Below are 18,413 nucleotides of genomic sequence, written 5' to 3'. Positions count from 1 at the left end.
CTTTTTAAGGCCAGCCCTATAGTCTGGCTGGTCGATGATTTTGAAGCAGCACAAAAGCTAGTAAGGCAAACTGTTATATGGCTCCACAGGGATCAGACTTAGCCGCCTCGGGGCAGCCCCCCGTTTTGGAGGCCGACGGCACGTCTGCGTCCGGCGTGCTGCTTGTCTCTGGCAGTTGGACCATAGAAACCCTGAAAGATGCCGACAGTCAGGTTGATCAGACCCTTAAAGAGACCCCTTCCGTCAAACAGCTAGATCTTTCCGGTCTGACTTCCCTGGACACCTCAGGCGCTTGGGTCATCATTCGCCTGCTGCGCGGACTGGGCCTTGAGCTTTCCAGCGCAACACCGATCAATCCGGATCATGTGTCGCTGTTTGAAGCGGTGGCGGAGACCAACCTGACCGCACCAACGACCCAAAGGAACCTGAATTTCTTTATCGCCCTGTTTCAGAAAACCGGAGAAGATGTCGTTGAAATCTACAAGGACATCAAGATTCTCGCCTATTTGGCAGGAGAAATCGTCTCCTGCCTGCTCAAAGGGCTCATTCACCCACGCAGCCTGCGCATTACCTCCATTGTCCATCATATGGAGCATACAGGGCTGAAGGCAGTTCCGATCGTTGCCATGATGTCTTTTCTGGTCGGCGCCATTGTCGCCCAGCAAGGCGCTTTCCAGCTGCGCAAATTCGGCGCGGAGCCCTTCGTCATCGATCTGGTCGGCATTCTCGTCTTACGTGAAGTAGGCATTCTGCTAACGGCGATTCTGGTGGCCGGGCGCTCGGGCAGCGCTTTCACTGCCGAAATCGGCTCAATGAAAATGCGCGAGGAAATCGATGCCATGCGCGTCATGGGCCTCAATATCATCGAAGTCCTTATCGCGCCGCGCGTCATTGCGCTGATCATCGCCCTGCCCCTACTTGGCCTTGTGGCCAATCTGGCCGGTCTGGTCGGAGGAGGCGTTCTGCTCTGGGCTTATTCGGATATTTCCCTATCCACCTATATAACGTGGTTGCGCGATGCCGTGGCGATCAACACGTTCCTCGTTGGGGTGATTAAAGCGCCCTTCATGGCCCTGATCATTGCGCTCATCTCATGCAGCGAAGGGCTGCAGGTGGGTGGCAGCGCAGAGAGCCTTGGCAGAAGAACAACGGCCGCTGTGGTGAAATCCATTTTTCTGATGGTGCTGGTCGATGGCCTCTTTGCCATTTTCTTCGCCGCAATCGGGTTTTAGGGAGCGCAGCATGACAGCCACACCTCAAACACCGCAAAACACGGCATCCTCAGAAACCGGCGCGCGCCCCATCCTGTCCGTAAAAGGTCTGACGGTTGGCTTTTCCTCTCGCCTTGTGCTGGAAAATCTGGATCTGGATGTCCAACGCGGCGAGATTCTGGGCATCGTTGGCGCTTCGGGCACAGGCAAGAGCGTGTTGCTGCGCAGCGTCCTGGGGCTTGTACAGCGCCAGTCCGGCCAATTCATCATGTTCGGACACAATACCGAGAAACTGTCGCGCCAAGAGCGGCTGGCCATCGAACGCCGACTGGGGGTTCTCTTCCAGCATGGAGCGCTCTTCTCCTCGCTTTCGGTGTTGCAGAATATTCAGGTGCCCATGCGTGAATATTACACGCTGCCTCAACGCCTCATGGACGAGCTGGCCATTTCCAAGCTTGAGCTTGTGGGGCTCTCCCCGGATGCGGCCCACAAATTCCCGTCTGAACTTTCAGGAGGCATGATCAAACGCGCCGCACTAGCTCGGGCGCTGGCGCTTGACCCTCAGCTTCTGTTCCTTGACGAACCAACCTCCGGCCTTGATCCGATCAGCGCCGAAGAGTTCGATGATTTGATTTCTACCCTTCGAGACACTTTGGGTCTCACCGTTTTTATGGTAACCCATGATTTGGATAGCCTCAGCCAAGCCTGTGATCGCATCGCGGTGCTGGCCGAGCGCCGCGTTCTGGCCATAGGAAATATGAACGATCTGCAGAAAAACCCGCATCCCTGGATCAAAAGCTATTTCACGGGCAAGCGTGCCATCAGACAATGGGACAAGAACTGAGACATGGAAACAAAAGCCAATTATGTGGCCATAGGCCTGTTCACATTGCTTCTGACGGCGGTCGGCTTCGGCTTCATCTACTGGATTGCCAGATATGATGAAACCCGCCCGACGACAGAGGTTATTGTGCGCTTTGAAGGCTCTGTTGCCGGCCTTATTCGCGGTGGCGCAGTGATGTTCAACGGCATCAAAGTGGGCGAAGTCGCAAAGCTCGAATATGATCCGGACAACCCCAAATATGTCAAAGCAGATCTTCTGGTTGATGCCGGCATTCCGCTCAAAGAAGACAGTGATGTCAGCCTCTCTTTTCAGGGACTGACCGGAGTAGGCACCGTCGAAATCAAGGGCGGCAGCCCAGATCTTCCCGATCTTCTTGATCAGCCTGGCACTCCTGAAATGATCGCCCAGAGCTCGTCTTTCGAAGATCTGATGAATGGCGCACGCCAGCTCATGTCCCGCGCTGACAAGGTGCTCTCAAAAATCGAGACAGTTGTTGATACCAATCAGGACGGCATCAACCAAACGGTTCAGAATATCGAGAGCTTCACCACCGCACTCAACAACAATTCCGGCAATATCGAGACCTTCCTGGCTGATGCGTCTGACGCCGCCAAGGGGCTCACATCGCTATCGGGGAAATTGGAAGGCCTTAGCGAAAGAGCAGACACCCTGCTTGCTGCCGTCGACCCCGAGAGCATCAAGACGAGTATCGCCAATGTCGAGACAATCAGCGAAAATCTCGTTGGCACATCCAACCGCTTCGACTCAATTGTCGCTGATGCCTCCGAAGCGGCCAAAGGCATCAATGATTTTTCGTCCAACCTGAACACGTCTCTGGGCAAGGTCGACCGTCTGGTTGAAAGTGTGGACCCGGAAGCAATTTCTTCTGCGGTGGCATCCCTGCAGAATTTTGCAACCACGCTGGATGAGTCCTCAGGCGATATCAATGTCATTCTGGCCAACGCCAAACAGGCCTCAGGCGATATCAGCAGCTTTTCCTCCTCCCTCACCGCCCGCACCGATGATTTCAACGCCATCGTGACAGACGCACAGCAACTTGCTGCCCGCCTCAACAAGGCCTCGGAACGGATCGATGGCATTCTGGGCAAGGTCGACGGTATTCTTTCCGATGAAGATGGCGGCAAGGGTGTGATCGAGGAAGTGACGCTCGCAGCACGCTCCATTCGCAGTGTTGCAGACAAATTCAACAACCGGGCAGATGAAATCTCGGACGGCCTTGCGCGCTTCTCAGGCAGTGGCCTGCGCAATGTCGAAGCCATGGTTTCAGAAGCAAGACGAACCATCAAACGCGTTGAAGGCGCTGTAAACAAACTGGAGAAGGATCCTTCCAGCGTGATATTCGGCGGCAACAAGGTGAAAACCTTCGACCAACGCTACTAATTGTCGGTTGCTCACCAACCGATCAAAATCATGAGTCGATGTCATTGAAACAAAACATGATTGCCAAATGACATTGACTTGCTCAGTTACACCGGGCCCTTGTGGAAACGAGGCGCCAACCGCAAACTTTGACAGTATGGACTGCGCTCAAAAGCGCGCATTTCCTCCAAAATAAGTCCAGTTCTGGAAAAAACGGTTGGCAGTTGCTATTTCTACGGTAAGGTAAGCCCATATTTGTTTATTGCCGAGGTACACCCTTGTTTTCTGCGACCCGATTTGTGCGCGCCCTTTCGTTTGTTTGCCTCGCCCTCTGGCTTGCTTCCTGCTCTGTAGTAGGCGGGGGCAAAGAGTTGACGACCTATGACCTGAGCGCGCCAGCAAGCTTTGACAATTTGCGTGGTCGCAGCAATGCGCAGCTTTTGATCTCAGTCCCCACAGCGCTCAAATCGCTTGATAGCGAGATGATCGTTGTGCGCCCCGATAATGCCGAAATTACCTATTTTGGTGACGCACAATGGAGCGACAGCCTGCCCAATGTCCTTCAGGACAAGCTGATCCAGACTTTCGAGAATTCCGGCCGCATGCGCTCCGTGGTCAAGCCGGGTGATGGCGTTGTGGTTGACTATAAACTCGCAACATCCATCCGTAGCTTTGAGCTGAATGACGCGAACCGGCCTGTAGCCAAAATCGCGCTTTCGGTGAAGATCATCAATGATCGCAATGGCCGCGTGGTCTCTTCACGCCTGTTTAAAGCCTCCGCACCGGCCGGTTCGGCGACACCGGCTAAGGGCGTTGCTGCGCTTGACAGCGCCCTTGAAAGCGTACTGAACGAGATTCTCGTCTGGACCCTCAAGACGATTTAATCCAAAGCAGGCAAGAGCCCTGCCCCCGCAATAAGGACGCCTAACGCGTCCTCCTTGCCTGTGGTCATACCGTTATAGATCGCCCAAAGCTCCAGAACCCCATAGCCTTGTCGGATCAATCAGGATGAATCTTGGAAATATTGGAAAGAAACTGGTTGGCGCTCGCTTCCCAGCTATATTGCTGTGCATAGGCCAGACAAGCCTCCGGATCGATTTTCAACGCTTCTACCACAGCCTCTTCCAGATCGTCTTTCAAAGCCCCAACACCACTGTCTCCAATGACATCCAGCGGTCCCATAACCGGATAAGCCGCCACAGGCAATCCTGAAGCCAGAGCTTCCAGAAGCACTATACCGAACGTGTCGGTTTTGGACGGGAAGACGAAGACATCGCATGAAGCGTAGATATCGGCGAGCTCCTTGCCTTCCTTGAGCCCCAGAAATTTGACATCCGGATAGCGCTCTTCCAGAGCAGCCTTTTGCGGGCCATCTCCTACAACGATCTTTGTGCCCTCGACCTTCAGATCAAGAAAGGCCTCGATATTCTTTTCTACCGCAACGCGGCCAACATAGAGCAGCAAGGGACCGGGAAAATCGAGCACCTTCTCTTTGCGCGGATGGAACTGTTCAAGGTCGACACCGCGCCCCCAATAATGAAGCTGATCAAAGCCGCGAGCCTCTAGGTCGCGCTTCAGGCTTGGCGTGGCCACCATGCAGCATCGCCCCGGATTGTGAAACCAGCGCAAGGCCGCATAGGAAAGCGACAGCGGAATGGGGAAACGCGCGGCAAGATATTCAGGGAAGCGGGTGTGGTAGGAAGTCGTGAAGGCCTTGTTCGACTTTCTGCAATAGCTCCGCGCCAAAAAACCAAGAGGCCCCTCGGTGGAAATATGCACATAATCGGGATTGATCTCTTCGATCTTTCTGGCGACGCCGCGCCGCATTGTCAAAGAGAGGCGAATTTCCGGATAAGTCGGGCAAGGAACCGTCTTGAAATCAAGAGGCGTCAGATAATGCACCTCCATTCCCTGCTTCTTGACTTCCTGGCCCAAACGATCGAGCGAGCGAACAACACCATTGACTTGTGGATGCCAGGCATCCGTTACGATTAAGAGTCCACTCATGCAAGTGCCTTGGTTGGGGTATGGTTTTCAAGTTGGGGAACGGTTTTTGCACCTTCGCTCCAGTGGATCAGTTCGAACCGTCCGTCCGGATGCTCGACAATTGCGGTGCAGCTTTCCACCCAGTCGCCGGTATTCAAATAGGAGATACCAAACTTCTCATGCATTTCCGCATGATGAATATGGCCGCAAATCACGCCATCAACGTCAAATTTGCGCGCTTCCTGCGAGAGAGTTTCCTCGAAGGTGCCAATGAAATTGACCGCATTCTTTACGCGCATCTTGGCCCAAGCCGAAAGAGACCAATAGCTGAAGCCGAGCTTGCGGCGCAGAATGTTGAGCACGGTGTTCAGACCCAGAGCAAAGCTGTAGGCCCAGTCGCCAAGATGGGCGAGCCACTTGGCATGCCGCACCACCATGTCATACTGATCCCCATGGATCACAAGCAACCGGCGACCATCTGCGGTTTCGTGAATGTCATGTTCCTTGACCTCCACACCACCGAAATGGGCACCATAATAGCTGCGCAGAAATTCGTCATGGTTGCCCGGCACATAAATGATGCGCGCCCCCTTGCGAGCCTTGCGCAGAAGCTTCTGCACCACATCATTATGCAACTGCGGCCAATGCCAACGCGCTTGCAGGCGCCAGCCATCGACGATGTCCCCGACCAGATAAATCGTCTCTGCATCGTTATATTTGAGGAAATCAAGCAGCATTTCTGCCTGACACCCGCGGCTACCCAAATGAACATCGGAGATGAACATGGTCCGATGTTTATAGAGCCCTTCATCGCTGGACTGATTCATGTGCCTGCTCTGATTCACGTTCCGTAAGTGTTTGGCCACTTTTAAGAACGCGCTGTCTCACTTTTGTGACAGTCAGGGCAAATGCCATCTAAAAGACTGATCCTTTCCCCCATCCTGAGGCAAAGAGCCTGTTTTCTGGCCATTTCAGCAAGGAAAGCGAGTTTCAGAGAAGAGAAGTCACGCTCAGAGCGGCTTTGCCTGACGTTCCGCCTTGCGCGAAACACCCAGCTGCCGCTCGCGATAGACAACAAACATGCCGGCCAGAACGACAATCCCCCCTCCGATGACCACAGCGTGACTCGGATACTCGCCAAAAATCACAATGCCGATCACCACATTCCAGACCACGTTCACATAGTCGAACGGAGCAACAAGCGACGCTTCGGCCACGCTGTAGGATTTGGTCATGAGGATCTGCCCCAAGCCACCGAAAACCCCGGCCAGAACCATCAAGCCGAAAGTGCGCAAATCGGGAATGACCCAGCCCCAGTAAATGGTGATGAGCGAGAAGCAGGAGGCCGTCACGAAGAAATAGAAGATGATCGCCGAATTATTCTCGGTTTTCGTCATCTGTCGGATCAGGATTCCAGCTAGCCCGGTGAGCACGGTTGAGCTCAGACAGAGAATGGCGCCCAGCAGGCCGACATCCCCCGTCGAGCCACTCAGACGCGGTGACAAAATGATCAACACCCCGATAAGGCTGATACCGACTGCTGTCCAGCGGTATGCTTTGACAACCTCCTTGAGGAACAGGGCCGCCATGGCCACAATCATCAGAGGATTTAAGAAGGAAATCGCGGTGGCTTCGGGCAACGGCAAAAGCGAGACCGAGGTAAACCAACAAAACATGGATGTCGTGCCCACCGCAGACCGCCTCACATGCGCCCATGGATTCTTCGTGCGGATACAGTCGCGCCAGTCACTCTGCCATGCGGTTACCAGCAAAAGCGGCGGCAAGGCGAAAAAGCAGCGCGCGAAGATGACTTCCCCAATGGGCATGGACGTCGATGTATATTTAATCATGGCAAGCATGACCGCAAAAAACATCGTCGAAGCAATCTTGAGTCCAATGCCATATAGGGCGTTCATATCTGATCTTCCCGACTGACGGTTCTGCTAGCATAATGACGGATTGGCCAGTCTCAAAAAGACTTTTGCCTGACGGTCATGAAGACGGAGGAGACAAGGGGCAACTGCACCACGCAAGGGTGAGGCTCTCATTCTCGTCACGCTTTGCCAGAAAGATCAAGAAAAAACTGGCGCTTCCCCCCACAACAAAGGGCCTCCCCCTTACGTACTTTTCTAAGCCGCTCAGGAAAAGTCGAAGCCATCGCGCATTCATCACTATAGTCGAAGCTATCACGCTATAAGATTTACAGCATTGATTTGTTGTGCTACTCAACAAGTCCCATCCGATACCGGACAAAGCCGAAAGCATATTGAGCCTTGGCGGCGAAGAACGCTCCGGTCTGGACAGCCAAGACAGAGTTTCCTCTTCAATGACGTCCGTAAAGCACACCATTAGCAAGGCCCTGACTGCCTTCGACGGCATGCCGAGCTTCTTGCAAGCCGTTCTGGTCATGTTTATCGCCATGATCGGCTTCACGCTGCAGGCAGGCATCGTAAAAGAGCTTGGGCAGGATCTGCATGTCAGCCAGATCATCGTCATCCGGCAAGCCTGGATGATCGTCTTCCTGCTGCCCCCGATGCTTAAATCAGCCCGTGGCGACCTCAAGATCCATCGGAAGGATCTGTTCCTCTGGCGTGCTTTCTTCACCTATCTGAGCATCTTGGCGGGTTTCACGGCGATCATCCAGTTGCCTCTGGCAACCGCCACGACGATGAGCTTCACGCGGACATTCTTTCTGACCATTTTTGCTGTGCTGTTTCTCAAGGAAGCAGTCGGCATGCGCCGTATCGGAGCGTTGGTGGTTGGCTTCATTGGCGTATTGATTATCGCTCGCCCGTCTGAATTACTCGCAGCGGGCATTGGTGGCATCGACCAGAACCTGCTTCTGGCTCTTGCAGGAGCGGCTCTTGTGGCGGCCAACCAGACCATCGTACGGGTTCATCTGCGCTATGACCGGCCAACCATCATTGTGACCTATCAGGCGATCATCATCGGGCTGGCGCTCGTCCCCCTTGCCTGGATCAACTGGAAGCCGATGACCCTGGGCCAATTCGGCCTTATGGCTCTAATTGGCGTTTTGGCGAGCTACGCGCAATGGCTGATGCTTCACTCCTTCAAGCGCGCTGAGGCAACTGCACTGGCGCCCTTCGACTATCTGCGCCTTGTCCTCTCGGCAGCCCTAGGCTGGTACATGTTCAATGAGTGGCCAGATGTTTACACATGGATCGGCGCGGCCATCATCTTCGCGTCCACCTTCTATATCATGCGCCGCGAAGCCAAGCTGGGCAAAGAACGCAAACTGCAACCACCGAAATATTAAAGCCCGATGCCGCAAAGCCATATTCTTGCTCACAAACCCCTCGCTGCGGCCCTTGAAGCCCTTCCGGTACCTGTTTTCAAGGGCAACCGGCGCGCACTCGTCAAATGCCCCAATGCTGGCGGGGTCTATCTTGTGGCCATGATTCTGCCGCGCCGCACGAAGATCCTGCGGCCAACACCAGCCATCCTGCCTCCCGGTCTTTATGTCTATGTAGGCAGCGCCCATGGCCCCGGCGGGTTGCGCGCGCGCCTTGCTCGCCATCTGGCAAAAGAGAAGTCGGTACGCTGGCATGTGGATCAGCTAACGATCCGCGCCAGTTCCCTGCATGTCTGGGCGTGGCTGGATGGTTCCGAATGCGCTTTGGCGGCTCATCTTGCCAGCCAGGATGCCTTTTCAATTCCTCAGCCCGGCTTTGGCAGCTCAGACTGCACCAGCTGCGAGAGCCACCTCTTTATGAGCCCACTCGGCTAGCTCAACAACAAGAGCTATCAGGAAGAGCGAGCGCCTCACACCCGCTCCAGCTTGCGCCAAGGTTCATCAGGCAATGTCACGGTGATCCTGTCATCAGGCTTCACCATGCCCCCTTTGCGCACGATACCCATAACGCCAGCCTTGCGCACAAGATCGCCCGCTTCATCCTTATAGACAAGCTCCTTGAGCAGTCCCGGCTGCCAGGCCTCGATCTGGGAACATGGATTGCGCAATCCCGTGATTTCCACTTCTGCTTCATCACCAATATGAAGCACAGCCCCCGTTGGTAGGGCGAGCAGATCAATGCCGCTTGTGGTGATATTCTCCCCCATATCGGCCGGAGTCACCGTGAAGCCCTTTTGCGCAACCTCTTCGAAAAGCTCCTGATGCATGAGATGAACCTGCCGCAGATTAGGCTGGTTTGGATTGGCCCGCACGCGGGAGCGATGCTGGACCAGCGCTCCCATATGCGCATCCCCTTCCACGCCGAGGCCTGCAAGCAACCGGATCGCGGATTTCTGTTTCTTGGAAAATGCATGTGCTTTATCAAGACTGACCGCGATAACGGTTCCTTCAAAATTCTTCTCAATCAAGGCAGAACCTCTCTCTCGCGATTGGAGGACGGGGGATAAGAATAACCAAACATAAAAAAGGAGGGAAGACAAAGTCTACCCTCCTGATATGTCAATGATTTGACTGTCTGATTACTCTGCAGCACTCGTCTGCGCGTTGTGCACTTCCTTCTCCCGGCGCACGATCAGCTTGTTGAGAGCAGATACATAGGCCTTGGCGGAAGAAACCATGGTGTCTGTGTCCGCAGACCGGCCAGTCACCGTGTGATCACCCTCGCGCAGGCGGCAGGACACTTCGGCCTGAGCGTCCGTACCGGCGGTCACAGCGCTCACTTGATACAGCATCAGGCGGGCCTTGTGCGGGATCATCTGCTTGATGGCGTTGAAGATCGCGTCGACAGGACCATCACCGGTGGCTTCCTTGGTGACATGCGTGCCATTCATATCCAGCGTTACAATGGCTTTCTGTACGCCACTGGTGCCAGCAATCACGGTCATCGCGATTACCTTGATCTTGTCAGAAGCGGCGCCAACTTCATCATCCACCAGCGCTTCGATATCTTCATCAAAGATGTTCTTCTTTTTGTCCGCCAGATCCTTGAAGCGGTTGAAGGCATCCTGAAAAGCATTCTCGCCCAGATTATAGCCCAACTGATCCAGCTTCTGCTTGAAGGCGTGACGACCCGAATGCTTGCCCATGACCAGATCCGTGCCACCAACGCCCACATCTTCCGGCTTCATGATCTCGTAAGTTTCGGCATTCTTCAGCATGCCATCCTGATGGATACCGGATTCATGCGCGAAGGCATTCTTGCCGACAATCGCCTTGTTATACTGCACAGGAAAAGCCGAAACGGCGGATACCAGCTTAGATGCACGGGTCAACAGCTTGGTATTGATGCCGGTATTGTAAGCAAACACATCATTGCGCGTGCGGATGGCCATAATGACCTCTTCCAGCGCTGCGTTGCCGGCCCGTTCACCCAGACCGTTGATCGTGCATTCGATCTGACGGGCACCGCCACGCACCGCGGCCAGCGAGTTGGCCACAGCCATACCCAGATCGTTGTGGCAGTGCGCCGAGAAAATCGCCTTGTCAGAGTTCGGAACTGTCTCGATGACCCGTTTGAACAAATCGGCGATTTCGAGCGGGGTGGTATAGCCTACCGTATCGGGAATGTTGATGGTGGTGGCACCGGCATTGATGGCCGCTTCCACGCATTTGCACAGGAAGTCGAATTCGGTGCGGGTGCCGTCTTCGGCTGACCATTCCACATCATCGGTCCAGTTGCGGGCGCGCGTAACGGACTCGATCACTTTTTCATAAACCCGGTCCGGCTCCATCTGCAACTTGTATTTCATATGCACCGGGCTGGTGGAAATGAAGGTATGAATACGGCGCTTTTCAGCGTGTTTGATGGCTTCCCCGGCCCGGTCGATATCCTTGGAGCCAGCGCGGGCCAAACCGCAAACGGTAGCGTTCTTGACCACCTTGGCAATCTCGCTGACGGCCTCGAAGTCGCCATTGGATGCGATGGGAAAACCGGCCTCGATCACGTCGACGCCCAATTCATCCAGAACCTTCGCCACCTGCAACTTCTCTTCCAACGTCATGGACGCACCGGGAGACTGTTCACCATCACGCAAGGTTGTATCGAAAATTACAATGTCGTTATTCATAGAACTCATCCTGCTTTTTGCCACTGTGGCGCATGGGTCTGTTCACATGCAAAGCCAACAAGCGGCTGGAATATTTCCTGCTGCCTTAAAGTTTGTAATCCCCTGAAGATCCGCCGCCGATGAGATCAGCGCCTGTCGATGTTCAGGGGCAGATAAGGAGGAGTAGTTCGCAATTTAGGCGAGCGAGAGCGTTGGGAGCGGATAGCTCAACCAATTTGATCTGACCAATTGTGCTCTCTGGAGCGGCCATAGAAATCTCTCTCACACATTTGCAGAGCCTGTTTTGCATCTCTGCCATTCAGTAGGAAAATCTGTAACCGATTAAACGCACGGAAACAAGAGGAAATTTCATGCACCATTCCGAGCAAGGATATTAGTTAAACGACGATAGAAATTATTTTCCCTCTTCATAACAACCAAAAAGTGCATAAAGCTAGTTAAAGAAGTCCAGTCCAATAGTTTAGAATTATTACTATCTATTAATTGAGTGAACATCATATTTAGTATTTGTAAATTGCGAATATATAAATGCTTTTTAAATAACTTTTTTCAAATATACAGATTAAGGAAAAGTCGGCCAATAAATATCCAGTATTAGTTGCTGGAAACAAAAATACAGTCGAAAGGCGAAAAATATGAACCTGCTTTCGAAACTGAAGCTCACCCAGAAAGTGACATTTCTGACCATCGGCTCGGTGTTGATCTGTATGATCGCGCTCGCAACGGCAACCTGGTCAACGATCAGCACCAAGATCAAATCCGATGTGCTGCAACAACAGTCCATCAGCATCCGCGTAGCCTCGCAAGTTTTTGAAGCCAGCCTTCCCGATGTAACCGTCACGAGAGACGCATCTGGTGGAATCAGTCGCCTCGTCATGAAAGAGATACCCGCATTCTCCGACCATGACATGATTGACCGCATTGGCTCCATTACCGGCGAGACCGCTACCGTGTTTGCATGGGATGACCAGAGCAGGGATTTCTGGCGCAAGACAACCAACATCAAGAAGCCGGACGGCAAACGAGCCATCGGCACCCCCTTGGGCCAAAATGGCGCTGTTTATCCTGTCGTCACGCAAGGCAAGGCATTCGTGGGTGAAGCCGTGATCCTCGGCGTTCCCTATTACACGCTCTATCAACCGATCTTCTCTGCCTCGAACGAAGTCAACGGCATTCTCTATGTCGGCATCCAGAAAGAACGCGTCCAGTCCATTCTGAGTGACGTATTGCAGAGCCTGTTGATCTCGGCGGTGGTTGTTGGCGCCTTGATTGTGGCCTTCGCCTTCTTTGCCAGCCAACGCATGATGAAGCCTCTGCCCGTCATGACCAATCTGTTGGCAGCGATCTCGCGCGATGACAAGATTTCGGAAATTCCCTACCAGTCTCGCGGAGACGAAATCGGCGATATGGCTGCGGCCGTTGCCGTACTGAATGAAAAGAATGTGCATCGCCTTGAGCTTGAACAGCATAAAGCGGAAACCGACAAAGAACGCGAACTGCGCGAGCAGAAGATGCTGCAAACCGTAACGGCGTTCGATCACGACATTCAGTCCATTCTGGAAGCAGTCGCCGACAACTCAAGAACCATGGAAGGCACCGCTCAGCGCCTGACGGAAATTGCCGAGACCACGGCAGAACAGTCCAACAGCGCGTCTTCTGTTTCCAACGAAGCAGCAAGCAATGTCCAGACGGTTGCATCCGCCTCTGAGGAACTCTCCGCCTCCATCGGCGAAATCTCACAGCAGCTCACCAAGACACGGTCTGTTGTGTCCCTCGCATCTGATGAGTCGGTTGCCACCAACGAGAAAGTCGAGAGCCTTGACATGGCGGCCCAGAAGATCGGCGAAGTCGTGACCCTCATTCAGGCCATCGCCGAACAGACCAACCTGCTGGCGCTCAACGCCACCATCGAGGCTGCACGCGCCGGAGAAGCTGGCAAGGGCTTTGCCGTCGTGGCCGCCGAAGTCAAGGAGCTGGCCAACCAGACGTCCAAGGCCACCGAGGAGATCTCCAACCAGATTTCCGGCATCCAGACCTCATCTCAGGAAGCGGTATCTGCCATTTCCAAGATCTCTGAAACCATGGCCGAGGTGAATGAATATACCAATTCCATCGCCGCCGCCGTTGAACAGCAGGGCTCTGCGACAATGGAAATCAGCTCCAACGTTCAGCAGGCTTCCGTGGGTACCAGCGAGGTTAACGAACGTATGGCTTCAGTCAGCAGTTCTGTTGCCGATACCCATCAATCCGCCGAGAATGTACTGGAAGCCTCACGCAATGCCGCAGAACAGGCGATGCAACTGCGCTCCCGCATCGAGAGCTTCCTCAAGGATATTCAGGCAGCCTGACGCAAACGAAGAAGGTCTGGAGCCCATTCTCCAGACCTTGCCGCTATGCCTTGCAGCAAGAAAGACAAAAAAGCCACGGTGCGGAAGACCCGACACCGTGGCTTTTTTTATTCTGACGAAGTTGGCCTTGCGCGCTGGCGCAGCCCTTTCCTCTCTTAGCGATAATGAGAGAGCAGGTAGGCGCGCGTTGCACTCAAAGCGGACATCACCTTCTGAGCGCGCGGTGATTTGCAATAGGCCAGCGACGGTGCAATCGATACCTGGCCAACACCCACATGGGTGTATTTGTCATCATTCTCAAGGAAAGTATCAAGCGCGGTCACGCAGGCCTTTTTATAGCCTTCCAGATCTCCGGCAAGGAAGATGTCCCACACTTCGGGCAGCAGAATGGTTTCGACACCAATCGACTCAGCACCAAGCACATCGCGGCAGGTCTTGAACAGCCCGCCGGTCGCTTCCATGGTAGAAGGCGCGGTAACGAGAATGGCGATATCGCTACGTCCCGGATTGGACATGGCCTTTTTGAACACATCATCGGCCAACAGACGGTCGGTCCTCAGAACCGGCGCCCCTTCAACCATCAGACGATCCGCAATCGGGCTGAGCGTCGAGCAGGTGACGAGCAACAAATCGACCCCGCGGGCGCATTCCAGAATGGCGCGCTCGATTTCCGCTCCGATGTCCGCATCGATATATCCAAGTTCGGTCACCTTCTGCAGCAAATCATTCCGCACGAAATGCTGCTCAGGCACCAGATTTGTGCCTTCTAGCGCTTCGGAAAAAAGCGCAATGTTACTCTCGATGCTGTGTAGGAAAGAAAAAGACATTAGGGTCGCCTGGAACAATCTTGAATGAAACAAATAGGTCAGCGGATGGCCTGTTGGTGGCACAATAAGACCAAATTTCACCCAACGCCAGTGTTAAATATACAATTTTCCTTCAGAAACAAGGACGACACGTCCTCCGATTGTCTCACTTGTCAGCCGTCCCTCGGCGACTTCCATTCCCAGTTCGATAATGGACGGGCGCTCCATTTCAAACCCCTGCTCGATGCGATATTTATGGCTTCCCTGTCCGGGCTTGTCGAACTGGCAAATCACGCCGGCAAAGGCTGCAGCAGCAGATCCTGTTGCAGGATCTTCCACAGTACCCGTTCCCGGAGCAAACATGCGCGTGTGAAAGCCGGAATCATGACAGGTGGTTTCGCGCGTATAAAGATAGGCATCGTTATGCTCATGCGCACCAAAGGCCGAACTCCAGCTCGGCATCACCGGTCGCGCCCGTTTCATGGCCTCCAGATTGCGAATGGGCACCATCGCAAAAGGCACGCCGGCCGAATAAGCCGTCGGCACGTGATTCTCAAAGCCGATATCCTTGATGTGCAATCCCAGCGCAGCGGCAATCTCGTCTTTTGAGCCCAACTGCACCGATGCCATGGGCTTGGACAGTTGCGGCACCTCGAACACGGCCTTGCCCATCCCGTCTGACGCCAGTTTGACCTTGGCACGAATGCGCCCCACCTTCTCTTCCAGCAGCATTACGCAATTCTGCTCGCTCTCCAGATCGGGAAAACGCAAGAAGCCAAGCAACACCGCCGCCCCCACAGTGGGGTGACCGGCAAAAGGCATCTCGAAGGTCGGTGTAAAAATGCGCAAAAAGGCACTATGTGCCTTGTTCTCGGGTTTGCAGACAAACACAGTTTCGGAAAAATTGAACTCTCTGGCGATCTTCTGCATCTGTTCATCGGACAAATCATCACTATCGAGCACCACTGCCAGCGGATTGCCCGCAAACAGATCTTTGGTGAACACATCAAGAGTGAAATAGCGATGCTCAGCATTGGACATGTGGTCTCGTTCCGAATTTGATGACAAAAGGACGCAGGGCTTGACAGTATAGGCTTAACCCGTTGGGTGGACCAACATCAAAGCGCGGTAAACCTAAATAAAGAATAAAGAAAAATCCCGATCACGAGGACCGGGATTTTTGTAGAATTTACAGAAGAAAAAACGCTTAGTTCTTTTCTTTGTCGACCATGGCTTTTTCCTTGATCCAAGGCATCATAGCACGCAGTTTGGCGCCAACTTCTTCGACCTGGTGCGCATCGTTGCGCGCACGGATCGCCTTGAACGAGGTCTGGTTGACCTTGTTTTCCAGCATCCAGTTGCGAACGAAGGTGCCGTCCTGGATATCGGTCAGAACATTTTTCATTTCCGCCTTGGTTTCAGGTGTGATCAGGCGAGGGCCGGTAGCATATTCGCCATATTCAGCCGTGTTGGAAATGGAGTAGTTCATGTTGGCGATGCCGCCTTCATAGATCAGATCCACGATCAGCTTCATTTCATGAACGCATTCGAAATACGCCATTTCAGGGGCATAGCCGCCTTCCACGAGGGTTTCGAAGCCAGCACGCATCAGCTCGACAACACCGCCGCAAAGAACAGCCTGCTCGCCGAACAGGTCGGTTTCACATTCTTCCTTGAAGGTGGTTTCGATGACACCCGCACGGCCACCACCATTGGCAGAGGCATAAGACAGAGCCAGATCATGGGCATTGCCGGTCGCATCCTGAGCGATCGCGATCAAAGTAGGCACGCCAGCGCCGCGAACATATTCACCACGAACCGTGTGGCCCGGGCCCTTCGGAGCAACCATGGCAACATCAAGGTCAGCGCGTGGCTCGATCAGGTTGAAGTGAACATTCAGACCGTGAGCAAACAACAGCATGGCGTTTTCTTTGAGATTTTCATGCATGCTGCCATAGTAGATGTCAGCCTGCAGCTCATCAGGGGTCAGCATCATGACCACGTCAGCCCATTTGCAAGCGTCAGCAACGGTCATAACCTTCAGGCCCTGACCTTCGGCTTTTTTCGCGGAAGAAGAGCCTTCGCGCAGACCGATGGCAAGGTTGGCCACGCCAGAGTCGCGCAGGTTCAGTGCATGAGCATGGCCCTGAGAGCCATAACCGATAATGGCAACATTCTTGCCCTTGATCAGATTGATATCTGCATCGCGATCATAATATACGCGCATTATTTCTTCCTTTTTTCTCGCTGTGGGATCACAAAATTACCCGAACAGCCTGATATTTGGTCGAAACCGAAAGATTTGAACTCGGCCTAAAAGATGTCGCGATCAAGGTCAAGCCCAAATATGAACTGGTTGCTCCTTATTGGAGCTGGATTGCTATTGTCCGCTTACAATTCGCCCATCGCCCGCTGAAAACGGCGAACTGTCTCTTCAAATCCGTAAATCAGAGCTTCTGCAATAAAGCCATGACCGATGGACACTTCCCTAATGAAGGGCACTTCCTTCATGAGAGCGGGGAGATTCTCCGGTGTCAGGTCGTGGCCAGCATTCACACCAAGGCCCGCTTCCTTCGCCGCATTTGCTGTGGCAGCCACTTCGGCAAGTCGGGTTACAGCCAGGGCGTCATCTGCATAGCAAGCCCCGTAAGGGCCGGTATAGACTTCGATACGGTCAGCCCCGACAGCAGCAGCCTTGGCTGGCTGATCCGGTTCCGGGTTCACAAACAGAGACACCTTCATACCCGAGTTTTTGATGACGTCGACAGAGCGGCGCAGCAAACCGTCATTCGCCTCGAAATCCCAGCCATGGTCAGAGGTCTGCTGAGAGGGATCGTCGGGCACAAAAAGAACCTGATCCGGCCGCGCTTCCTCGCATAGAGCCAAAAAGCGATTGTCTGGATAGCCTTCAAGGCAGAGTTCCTTGCCGGTAAAATCAGAGCGGATCAAATCCGCCAGATCCCGCACATCCTGTCCGCGGATGTGGCGCTCATCGGGGCGTGGGTGGACCGTGATGCCCTTTGCTCCGGTTTCCAGAGCAATCCGGGCCAGTCCCGTGACACTGGGCCATGGCAGGTCGCGCCTGTTGCGCAACACGGCCACTGCATTCACATTCACGCTCAATCGTGTTTTCATAGAAATTCAGTCCTTCCAACGGTAACCCAACGAAAGCCACCCTGGCAGAAGAAGGATTGATCGAGCCATCTGCTTTTTTCAGAAGGCCCGATCAATCGGTTCCCAATCGCTACCCGGAGGGGGATCCTCAGGTTTTATCTTGTCCGCGCCGCAGGGCCACCACACCGGTACGGCACACCTCAACCAGCCCAAGCGGCTGCATAATAGTGATAAACTGCTCGATCTTGTTTTTCCGACCAGTCATCTCAAAAACAAAATGTTCGGCCGTAGCATCAATCACCGTAGCACGAAATGCATCAGCCAATCTGAGGGCTTCCACTCTTTTATCACCAGTTCCCGCGACTTTGATCAAGGCCAGCTCCCTTTCGAGCGGAGCCACTTCGAATGTCGACAGATCAGCGACTTCATGCACAGGCACCAGACGGCCCAACTGCGAGCGGATCTGTTGCAGCACAGGTGGCGTTGCAGTCGTTACGATGGTGATGCGCGAAATATGGTCCTCATGAGAGGTTTCCGACACCGTGAGAGAGTCAATATTGTATCCCCGACCGGAGAAAAGGCCGATTACGCGCGCCAGCACACCCGGTTCGTTGTCCACCAGAACAGAGAGCGTGTGCGTTTCTTCAACGGTCGATACTTCTTCAATGAAATAGGCAGATCCTTGCTGCATCTTGCCGTTCCTTCTTTTGAAATGCGTGTTGCG

At 53.8% G+C, this 18,413-nt stretch carries 17 protein-coding genes; 7 read left to right on the top strand and 10 right to left on the bottom strand.

The window, feature by feature from the left end:
* Positions 1-77: 77 nt before the first annotated feature.
* From ACKPCT_RS01685 to ACKPCT_RS01670, 4 genes are all read left to right on the top strand, one after another.
* Complete coding sequence (locus ACKPCT_RS01685; protein ID WP_319568194.1) at positions 78-1,232, top strand: MlaE family ABC transporter permease; 1,155 nt, start codon at positions 78-80, stop codon at positions 1,230-1,232.
* A 10-nt stretch (positions 1,233-1,242) separates the two neighbouring features.
* The gene (locus ACKPCT_RS01680; RefSeq protein ID WP_319568193.1) at positions 1,243-2,055 is read left to right on the top strand and encodes an ABC transporter ATP-binding protein; all 813 of its coding nucleotides are present in this window, start codon (positions 1,243-1,245) and stop codon (positions 2,053-2,055) included.
* 3 nt (positions 2,056-2,058) lie between these two features.
* Positions 2,059-3,456 carry an MlaD family protein gene (locus ACKPCT_RS01675; RefSeq protein WP_319568192.1) on the top strand — a complete coding sequence of 466 codons (1,398 nt, stop codon included), beginning with the start codon at positions 2,059-2,061 and terminating at the stop codon, positions 3,454-3,456.
* 350 nt (positions 3,457-3,806) lie between these two features.
* Complete coding sequence (locus ACKPCT_RS01670; RefSeq protein WP_175528128.1) at positions 3,807-4,319, top strand: ABC-type transport auxiliary lipoprotein family protein; 513 nt, start codon at positions 3,807-3,809, stop codon at positions 4,317-4,319.
* A gap of 115 nt (positions 4,320-4,434) precedes the next feature.
* On the opposite strand, the gene ACKPCT_RS01665 is transcribed toward ACKPCT_RS01670, so the two are convergent.
* The 3 genes from ACKPCT_RS01665 to ACKPCT_RS01655 all read right to left on the bottom strand — a co-directional run bounded on the left by ACKPCT_RS01665 (position 4,435) and on the right by ACKPCT_RS01655 (position 7,337).
* Positions 4,435-5,442 (bottom strand): glycosyltransferase family 4 protein, encoded by a 1,008-nt coding sequence (locus ACKPCT_RS01665; RefSeq protein WP_319568191.1) that lies wholly within the window; start codon positions 5,440-5,442, stop codon positions 4,435-4,437.
* On the bottom strand, positions 5,439-6,248 hold the full coding sequence (locus ACKPCT_RS01660; protein ID WP_244544746.1) for a UDP-2,3-diacylglucosamine diphosphatase: 810 nt from the start codon (positions 6,246-6,248) through the stop codon (positions 5,439-5,441). Before ACKPCT_RS01660 ends, ACKPCT_RS01665 begins: the two co-directional genes overlap by 4 nt.
* A 183-nt stretch (positions 6,249-6,431) precedes the next feature.
* Positions 6,432-7,337 carry a DMT family transporter gene (locus ACKPCT_RS01655; RefSeq protein WP_090074283.1) on the bottom strand — a complete coding sequence of 302 codons (906 nt, stop codon included), beginning with the start codon at positions 7,335-7,337 and terminating at the stop codon, positions 6,432-6,434.
* 410 nt (positions 7,338-7,747) lie between these two features.
* On the opposite strand from ACKPCT_RS01655, the gene ACKPCT_RS01650 reads away from it, so the two are divergent.
* Positions 7,748-8,698 (top strand): DMT family transporter, encoded by a 951-nt coding sequence (locus ACKPCT_RS01650; RefSeq protein WP_319568190.1) that lies wholly within the window; start codon positions 7,748-7,750, stop codon positions 8,696-8,698.
* Between the two features lie 6 nt (positions 8,699-8,704).
* On the top strand, positions 8,705-9,169 hold the full coding sequence (locus ACKPCT_RS01645; RefSeq protein ID WP_090074279.1) for a GIY-YIG nuclease family protein: 465 nt from the start codon (positions 8,705-8,707) through the stop codon (positions 9,167-9,169).
* Positions 9,170-9,204: 35 nt separating this feature from the next.
* On the opposite strand, the gene ACKPCT_RS01640 is transcribed toward ACKPCT_RS01645, so the two are convergent.
* The gene (locus ACKPCT_RS01640; protein ID WP_319568189.1) at positions 9,205-9,762 is read right to left on the bottom strand and encodes an MOSC domain-containing protein; all 558 of its coding nucleotides are present in this window, start codon (positions 9,760-9,762) and stop codon (positions 9,205-9,207) included.
* Positions 9,763-9,873: 111 nt separating this feature from the next.
* Positions 9,874-11,430 (bottom strand): 2-isopropylmalate synthase, encoded by a 1,557-nt coding sequence (locus ACKPCT_RS01635; protein ID WP_090074277.1) that lies wholly within the window; start codon positions 11,428-11,430, stop codon positions 9,874-9,876.
* Between the two features lie 626 nt (positions 11,431-12,056).
* Between ACKPCT_RS01635 and ACKPCT_RS01630 the strand changes: the two genes are divergently transcribed.
* Positions 12,057-13,769 carry a methyl-accepting chemotaxis protein gene (locus ACKPCT_RS01630; RefSeq protein WP_319568188.1) on the top strand — a complete coding sequence of 571 codons (1,713 nt, stop codon included), beginning with the start codon at positions 12,057-12,059 and terminating at the stop codon, positions 13,767-13,769.
* Between the two features lie 155 nt (positions 13,770-13,924).
* Here the strand turns inward: ACKPCT_RS01630 and ACKPCT_RS01625 are convergent, their stop codons facing one another.
* The 5 genes from ACKPCT_RS01625 to ilvN form a co-directional block, all read right to left on the bottom strand.
* Positions 13,925-14,596, bottom strand: coding sequence for a hypothetical protein (locus ACKPCT_RS01625; RefSeq protein ID WP_090074274.1), 672 nt, complete (start codon positions 14,594-14,596; stop codon positions 13,925-13,927).
* Positions 14,597-14,689: 93 nt separating this feature from the next.
* Positions 14,690-15,616: a PhzF family phenazine biosynthesis protein gene (locus tag ACKPCT_RS01620; protein WP_090074273.1), complete on the bottom strand. Its 927-nt coding sequence runs from the start codon at positions 15,614-15,616 to the stop codon at positions 14,690-14,692.
* A 166-nt stretch (positions 15,617-15,782) separates the two neighbouring features.
* A complete protein-coding gene (ilvC, locus tag ACKPCT_RS01615; protein WP_090074271.1) occupies positions 15,783-16,802 on the bottom strand; it encodes a ketol-acid reductoisomerase in 1,020 nt (339 codons plus the stop codon).
* Positions 16,803-16,966: 164 nt separating this feature from the next.
* Positions 16,967-17,710 carry a pyridoxine 5'-phosphate synthase gene (locus tag ACKPCT_RS01610; RefSeq protein ID WP_319568187.1) on the bottom strand — a complete coding sequence of 248 codons (744 nt, stop codon included), beginning with the start codon at positions 17,708-17,710 and terminating at the stop codon, positions 16,967-16,969.
* 127 nt (positions 17,711-17,837) lie between these two features.
* Positions 17,838-18,380: an acetolactate synthase small subunit gene (gene ilvN, locus ACKPCT_RS01605; protein ID WP_090074267.1), complete on the bottom strand. Its 543-nt coding sequence runs from the start codon at positions 18,378-18,380 to the stop codon at positions 17,838-17,840.
* Positions 18,381-18,413: the final 33 nt, after the last annotated feature.

This window comes from Cohaesibacter marisflavi (assembly GCF_963665895.2).
Classification (GTDB): Bacteria; Pseudomonadota; Alphaproteobacteria; order Rhizobiales; family Cohaesibacteraceae; genus Cohaesibacter; species Cohaesibacter marisflavi.
The sequence above is the reverse complement of the archived record's forward strand: the minus strand, read 5'-3'. Positions and strand labels throughout refer to the sequence as shown.